This window comes from Streptomyces sp. NPDC005722, assembly GCF_040630935.1.
Classification (GTDB): Bacteria; Actinomycetota; Actinomycetes; order Streptomycetales; family Streptomycetaceae; genus Actinacidiphila.
This window is the reverse complement of the sequence record NZ_JBEXYN010000021.1, coordinates 149,485-155,484: the sequence shown is the minus strand read 5'-3', so window position 1 is coordinate 155,484 and position 6,000 is coordinate 149,485. Positions and strand designations below refer to the sequence as shown.

The following is a 6,000-nucleotide window of genomic DNA, read 5'->3' as shown; positions in this document are numbered from 1 at the left end:
CCAACGCCCCCACCGCCGAGGCCTTCATCGCCCTCGTCCAGTCCGACCAGGGCCGCAAGGTCCTCAGCGACGCCGGCTTCCTCAACCCGTGACCGGCACCGGCTCCCGGAGGGACGGCAGTCGACCGCCCGTCGTGTGAACGGGAGGGACGAACGGGGCTCCGGGCCGACGAGGCGGGACGGCGACGTCCGCCTCGGCGCCGCGGAGCCCCGTCCGCTCCACCGCCCCCGCGCCTGCCACGCGCCCGCATCCGACACGGCCCGCGCGGCCGGGCGGCCGGCGCACGGCTCCCGGCGGCGGTCCTCAACCCCCGGCGCGCGATTGCGCCCGGGAGCCGGTCCCCGCGTCCTGCTTCCGGGTGCCGAGCGGTTCCACCGGCCTTGATCACGTCAGTGCCGGCGATCTCGACGGCGAGCAGTCGGTGCCGTCCGTGGGACGCCTGGTCGGCCCGGACCACTTCCGGCCGTTCGCACATCCGCATCCGATCGGCCGGCATCGCCTCCGGCGCAGCGGGTACGCGACGCATCACGGCAACGTCCGTGACACCCCCGAACGCTTCCTCCGGAAGGAGTCGAAACGATGGGCTGGTGGCGAAGCGCCGCTTGCGCAGACGAAGATCCCGAACTGTTCTTCCCGGTCGGCTCGTCGGGCCCGGGCGCGGGGCAGGAAGCCCGCGCCAAGGCGGTCTGCGAGAGGTGCCCGGTGGTCGGCGACTGCCTGGAGTGGGCCCTCAGTACGGGCCAGTCCCCCGGCATTTGGGGCGGCACCTCCGAGGAGGACCGCCGCGCGCTGCGCCGCCGCGCCGCCCGCAGCGGGTGAACGGCCCGGCGCCTCGCGCATCAACCACGCGGCATGGCAGGGACATTGGGGTCCGTCAGCGGCGAAGACGTACACGCACCGTTCCCGCGACCGCGGGGAGCGGAGGGCGTCGGTGGCGCCCGGGTCGTGCACGATGGGACCATCCCTCCGCGGGTGCGCGCCTCGTCGACGAGGCCGCCGCCCCGGTGTCCGTGAGGCGAGGTGATCGGTGCGCGTCCCCGGCCCGGGGGCGGATGCCGGCAGGAAGGAACGCCGCCCATGATCCTCCCCAAGGTCCGGGACCCCCGCTTCGTGACGATCCGCCGCGGTGGGACGCTCACTGACCCGGATCACCATCTCCTCGCCCTGTGGGCGGCAGCTTGCGCGGAGCACGTCCTCGACCTCTTCGAATCGGCTCGGCCCGGGGACCCACGACCGCGCCAGGCGATCGAGCACGCCCGCGCCTGGGCGCGGGGCGAGGTCGGGATGATGCAGGCCCGGGCCGCAGGCGGCCATGCCATGGGCGCGGCTAGAGACCTGCGTGGCGCCGCACGGCATGCCGCCTACGCCGCCGGCCAGGCCGCGGTCGTGGCACACGTCGCCGCGCACGAACTCGGTGCGGCCGCGTACGCGATCAAGGCCGTACGCGCTGCCGCGCCGAAGGACGAAGGTGATGCCGCAGGCCGACGCGAGTGCCAGTGGCAGCGCGACCAGCTCCCGGAGGCGATTCGCGAACTCGTACTGGACGACCAGCGCTTGCGGAACGACATCTGCTGGTCGGTGTTCGACTGCTGAGCTCCCGCCGGCCGCCGACCACCCGCGCGAAGCTCGCCGGTCCTCCGTTGACCCTCTGCTTCGGGCCACTCACCGGGAAGCGCCCGTCCGGCAACGACGATCTGGAACCACCTGCGCTCCCAGAGGACCGGGAAAGGTCGGCACGCCGCCCGAGGCGAGGCAGCCCGCCGATGCCTCGCCGCCCTTGATCACGTGGCCCATCGGGAATGGGCATGCCACCGTGGAAAGACAGGGGGGTCGCTGGCCGCCTCCGTAGGGCGGCCGACACCGGAAGGTGGGCTCACATGGAAAACGCGCTGCTCAACGACCCGACCGCTCACCCCACCCTCAGGGGCACGGGGTCAAACGGCCGGGACGCCGGAATGTCCCTCGCGGATGCCGCGGCCAAGGGCGTCCTCACCGCCGGCGAGAGCTCCACGTTCGTCGCTGACGGCAAGTACTACCCGATGTACCAAGTGGGACTGGCAGCCTTCTCCACCGACGGCCCCAAGAGCATGCTCATGTTCGCCATCCAGCAGATGCTTCAGAACGGCATCCTTCGCGCTTGGACCGGAGGCAAGGTAGAACTGACCAACGCGGAGATCGGCAAGAAGTCCCCGGCGGAAGCGGCCACGGCCGTACGGTCCGGGCCGCTGCTCGTCCTCAAGGAGTGGGACGAGATGTCCCCCCGGGACCACGAGTTGTACCGAACCGACCCCCGCCACTGGTACCTGCAATTGGGCCATCGGCTCTCCGGCGAGTACCGCTTCGAAGTCGCAGACGTCGGATTGCAACTTCCCTACCTCGTGGCACTGCGGCATCCCACTGACGCCGAGATGGCGGGCACCCCCGCCAGTTGGTACGCCGACCGGGAGGCGAAGCAGGAGGCCGAGCGCGAGGTCACGATCGACCCGACCGGCGGCCGGGAAGGAGTGACCGTCTACTCCGAGGCGGGCGGCAAGGGCAAGAGCCGGCACTTCTTCGCCGGCCGGTACAACATCGACGACCTCAGGAAGTGCGGCATAGGCAACGACGTCATCGCGAGCGTCTCGGTCGGCCGGCGGCACAACATCACCCTGTACGCCGACTCGGACTACTCGGGCACGTCGGAGACGATCCAAGGCGGCACCAGCGCCTTCCAGTCCACCCAACGCGACCTGTCCGCAGGCCTCGCCAAGGGTGTGTCCTCGCTGGTGGTCACCGACCTCCGGGGGTCCGACACCTCCGGTCAGCACCAGATCACCACAGGTACCGCCGGGTCCTCCACCGGATACACGCTCCTGTCGAGCGGCCGGTTCGGCTGACGCCCACGGACCGCGCCACGACCACTGACTTGGTGTCATGAACCGTCAAGGGCCGCACCCATGGGGGTGCGGCCCTCCGTCGTCCCGGGAGGCCGGGAAGCGCTCGCCCAAGGAGGCGACGAGGGCCGGGGCGACAACGAGACGCCGGGCATCGAGGGGCCGAATCGCTCCCCCGAACGCCGCTCCCCGGCACAGCGCGCCCACGCCCGAGGCCGCGCCCGGACGGCCGCCCGCACGTACTCGTCCGGCCGCGGAGGACGACAGCGGCGGGTCAGCCGCGGCGGCGGCGCATGCCCGGGAGGCGTACGGCCACGACCAGCGTCACGAGCCACGTCACCACGAAGGCGCAGACGACCGCGAGCAGCGTCGTCACCGTCGCGGCGATGAGCAGCCCCAGGCACACGATCGCCAGGAGTGCCAGCAGCAGGGTGCGTGGCCGCCGCAGCAGTTCGGCCGGGCCGGGGCCCGGCTGCGGCTCCGGGTCGAGACGCATCGTGCGCAACTGACGTTCGAGCACGTCGTCGTCGCGCATCAGGTCCTCGATCTCCGCCAGCGCACGCCGTTCGCGCTCCGTGAGCCCCGAACCTTCCATCACCGCCCCCTCCACCACCCGCCCATGCCTGTCCTTTACCCCGAATGGCGGGAGGGATGAGGGGTACGCGGTCGCGGAGTCGCAGAATGTGCCGGTGTCGTGACGGAGGGATTCCGATCGTGTTGATGGCCCATCCCGTGGTCCTGCACATGCTGACCGAGGAGTACGAGGCGCTGCGGGCGGCTGACGCCGGGAGCGGCGCAAGCGGCAGGCCCGAGGCGCGCCGGCGGCTGGAGGACGTCGCGGACGCGCTGTGCGTCGCCACCGGCACCAGGGACGTGGAGGCCGCGCTGGCGACCGCCCGTGCCCGGCCGCCGGGAACACGGCCGCCGGGAACACGGCCGGCGGACGTTCCCGCCACGGTTCCTGAGGACGGGCCGAGTGAGGGGCGGCCTCCCGGGTACGCGCCCCTCAGCGCAGAAGGCCCGAACCGGGAGGAACGCATGACGAGGAACGCCACGCCACCCAACGATCCGGTGCCCCCGAGCCCCACGCCCTCGCCCGGCCCCACGGGACCGGAGCCCGGTCCGGCGCCCGGGCCCATGCCGCCTCCGGTCGGCCCGGACCCGCTGCCGCCCACGCCCCCGCCGCCCGGCCCTGACCCCGTACCCCCGGACCCCACGCCGCCGGGTCCCGGGCCGGAACCGGGGCCGCTGCCGTCCCCGGGACCCGGGCCGCAGCCCGCCACCTGAGGGGACGGCGACCGTGCCCGCGAAGGACGCGCTGGCCGACTACCACGGCAAGCGGGACTTCGCCCGGACCCCGGAGCCGGAGGGCGGGGCCCGTGAGCCGGACGGGGGACCGCGCTTCGTCGTGCAGATCCACGACGCGAGCACCCTGCACTTCGACTTCCGGCTCGAGGTGGACGGCGTGCTGAAGAGCTGGGCCGTCCCCAAGGGCCCGTCCGGTGACCCCCACGACAGGCGCCTGGCGGTGCCGACCGAGGACCACCCGCTTGAGTACGCCGACTTCGAGGGCGTCATCACCGCCGGGGAGTACGGCGGCGGCACGGTCATCGTCTGGGACGAGGGCGGCTACCGGCCGCTCACCGACGGGCCGTTCGCGGAGGCGCTGGAGCACGGTCACGCCTCGTTCTGGCTGAACGGCGCCAAGCTGCACGGCGGTTACTCCCTCACCCGCACCCGTGGCGGCCCCGACGGGAACCGCGAGGCGTGGCTACTGGTCAAGCGCGCGGACCGGCACGCCTGCGCCCACCACTCCACCGACCCGCGGCGTGCCCGCTCGGCCCACTCGGGCCTGACGCTGCGGCAGGTGGCGGCCGGGTCGGAGCCGGTGCGTCCCTGACCGCCACCGCGTACGGGCGCTCGCTCCGGAACCCCCTCGCCGGTCCGGGCGGCCCGGCTGCTAACGTCCGGTCCCATGTGGGCTCAAGAGACCGTGGCCGGCCGCGCGGCCTGGCGGCACACCCCTTCCGGAGTGGTCTTCCGGGTGGTTCCCGGTGGGACGTTCCGTATGGGCTTGTCCGACGCGGAGTTGGACGCGGTCCGTGCCATCGAGCGTGCGGGCGGCGTGGAGGACCACATCGGGGGGTTCTTCGCCGGCGCCGGCCAGGCCCAGCCGGTCCGCGAGGTGCGGGTCGAGCCGTTCATGATCGCCCGGCATCCGCTCACGGTCGCGCAGGTCCGTCACTGGCTGCCCGAGTACGAGGACGACTACGCCGACTCGGACTCGACCACCGCCCGGCTGGAGGACGACCTCGACGACGTGGACGACCTGATCGGTGCGTCGCCCTTCCGACTGCCCAGCGAGGCGGAGTGGGAGTACGCGGCCCGCGCGGGCACGACCACCCTGACCTTCCGCGGGAACGGGAAGCCGGACGAGGACCACCTGCTCGACGACTTCGCCGACGAGGAACGCACCGCCGCGGCCGAGAACGCCTTCGGGCTGGCGGCGATGGGGTCCGCGAACGAGGTCTGCTCCGACGTGTGGATCCCCCATTTCGAGGACGCGCCCACGGACGCCCGCCCACGCACCGGCGACGGTCCGCGGGTGGCGCGCGGAGGCGCCGCCGACATCTCTCCGTGGCAGGGCTGCGACGAGTGGCTGCTGCTGCTCTCCGCCACGCGCTACGAGATGCGGGGATTCACCGCGGTCCGTCCGGTGGCACCGGTGCCGACCGAGTGGAACAGCAACGGGTAGACAGGACGACGCCCGCCCGGCTTCCTCGCCGCACGCACAGCCAACCAGCAACAGAACCCGGCGGCCGCCAGGGGAAGCAAACTCAGGAGGACCCTTTCCGCCCACGCCAGAGGGCCGTGTCGAAGGGGGATCCACGTACCCTCCGGGGCCTTGACCGCTTCCGTCACCTGCCCCGGTCTGCCCTGCAACAGCACTGTCACCCGGGACGGACCGGCAACGCTTTCCTTCCGCACCAGATCCGCAACGCACTCGACGTGGCTACCGCCTCGCCCGTCGAACTTCTCGTCGCACACGACGATACGGACGCTTTCCGGCTTCCCGACCAGGCCCAGTTGCAGGGCTCCGACCATAACCGTGTACGCCGTGACACTC

The 6,000-nt window shown here is 72.7% G+C and carries 7 protein-coding genes; 6 read left to right on the top strand and 1 reads right to left on the bottom strand.

The genetic code is table 11. The features are described from left to right. The first annotated feature begins 579 nt into the window (after positions 1-579). From ABZ479_RS23885 to ABZ479_RS23875, 3 genes are all read left to right on the top strand, one after another. The gene (locus ABZ479_RS23885) at positions 580-819 is read left to right on the top strand and encodes a WhiB family transcriptional regulator (protein ID WP_499602851.1); all 240 of its coding nucleotides are present in this window, start codon (positions 580-582) and stop codon (positions 817-819) included. 258 nt (positions 820-1,077) lie between these two features. Next, the gene (locus ABZ479_RS23880; RefSeq protein WP_500463474.1) at positions 1,078-1,593 is read left to right on the top strand and encodes a putative immunity protein; all 516 of its coding nucleotides are present in this window, start codon (positions 1,078-1,080) and stop codon (positions 1,591-1,593) included. A 284-nt stretch (positions 1,594-1,877) separates the two neighbouring features. Further along, positions 1,878-2,876, top strand: coding sequence for a hypothetical protein (locus ABZ479_RS23875; protein ID WP_500463473.1), 999 nt, complete (start codon positions 1,878-1,880; stop codon positions 2,874-2,876). A gap of 271 nt (positions 2,877-3,147) precedes the next feature. On the opposite strand, the gene ABZ479_RS23870 is transcribed toward ABZ479_RS23875, so the two are convergent. Next, entirely contained in the window at positions 3,148-3,468 is a 321-nt protein-coding gene (locus tag ABZ479_RS23870) for a DUF3040 domain-containing protein (protein WP_499602854.1), read from the bottom strand. A 44-nt stretch (positions 3,469-3,512) separates the two neighbouring features. Here ABZ479_RS23870 and ABZ479_RS23865 point away from each other — a divergent pair, with 44 nt between their 5' ends. From ABZ479_RS23865 to ABZ479_RS23855, 3 genes are all read left to right on the top strand, one after another. Further along, positions 3,513-4,160 carry a DUF5133 domain-containing protein gene (locus tag ABZ479_RS23865; protein WP_500463472.1) on the top strand — a complete coding sequence of 216 codons (648 nt, stop codon included), beginning with the start codon at positions 3,513-3,515 and terminating at the stop codon, positions 4,158-4,160. A gap of 13 nt (positions 4,161-4,173) precedes the next feature. After that, entirely contained in the window at positions 4,174-4,773 is a 600-nt protein-coding gene (locus ABZ479_RS23860) for a DNA polymerase ligase N-terminal domain-containing protein (RefSeq protein ID WP_500463471.1), read from the top strand. 75 nt (positions 4,774-4,848) lie between these two features. Next, entirely contained in the window at positions 4,849-5,628 is a 780-nt protein-coding gene (locus ABZ479_RS23855) for a formylglycine-generating enzyme family protein (protein ID WP_500463470.1), read from the top strand. Positions 5,629-6,000 lie beyond the last annotated feature (372 nt).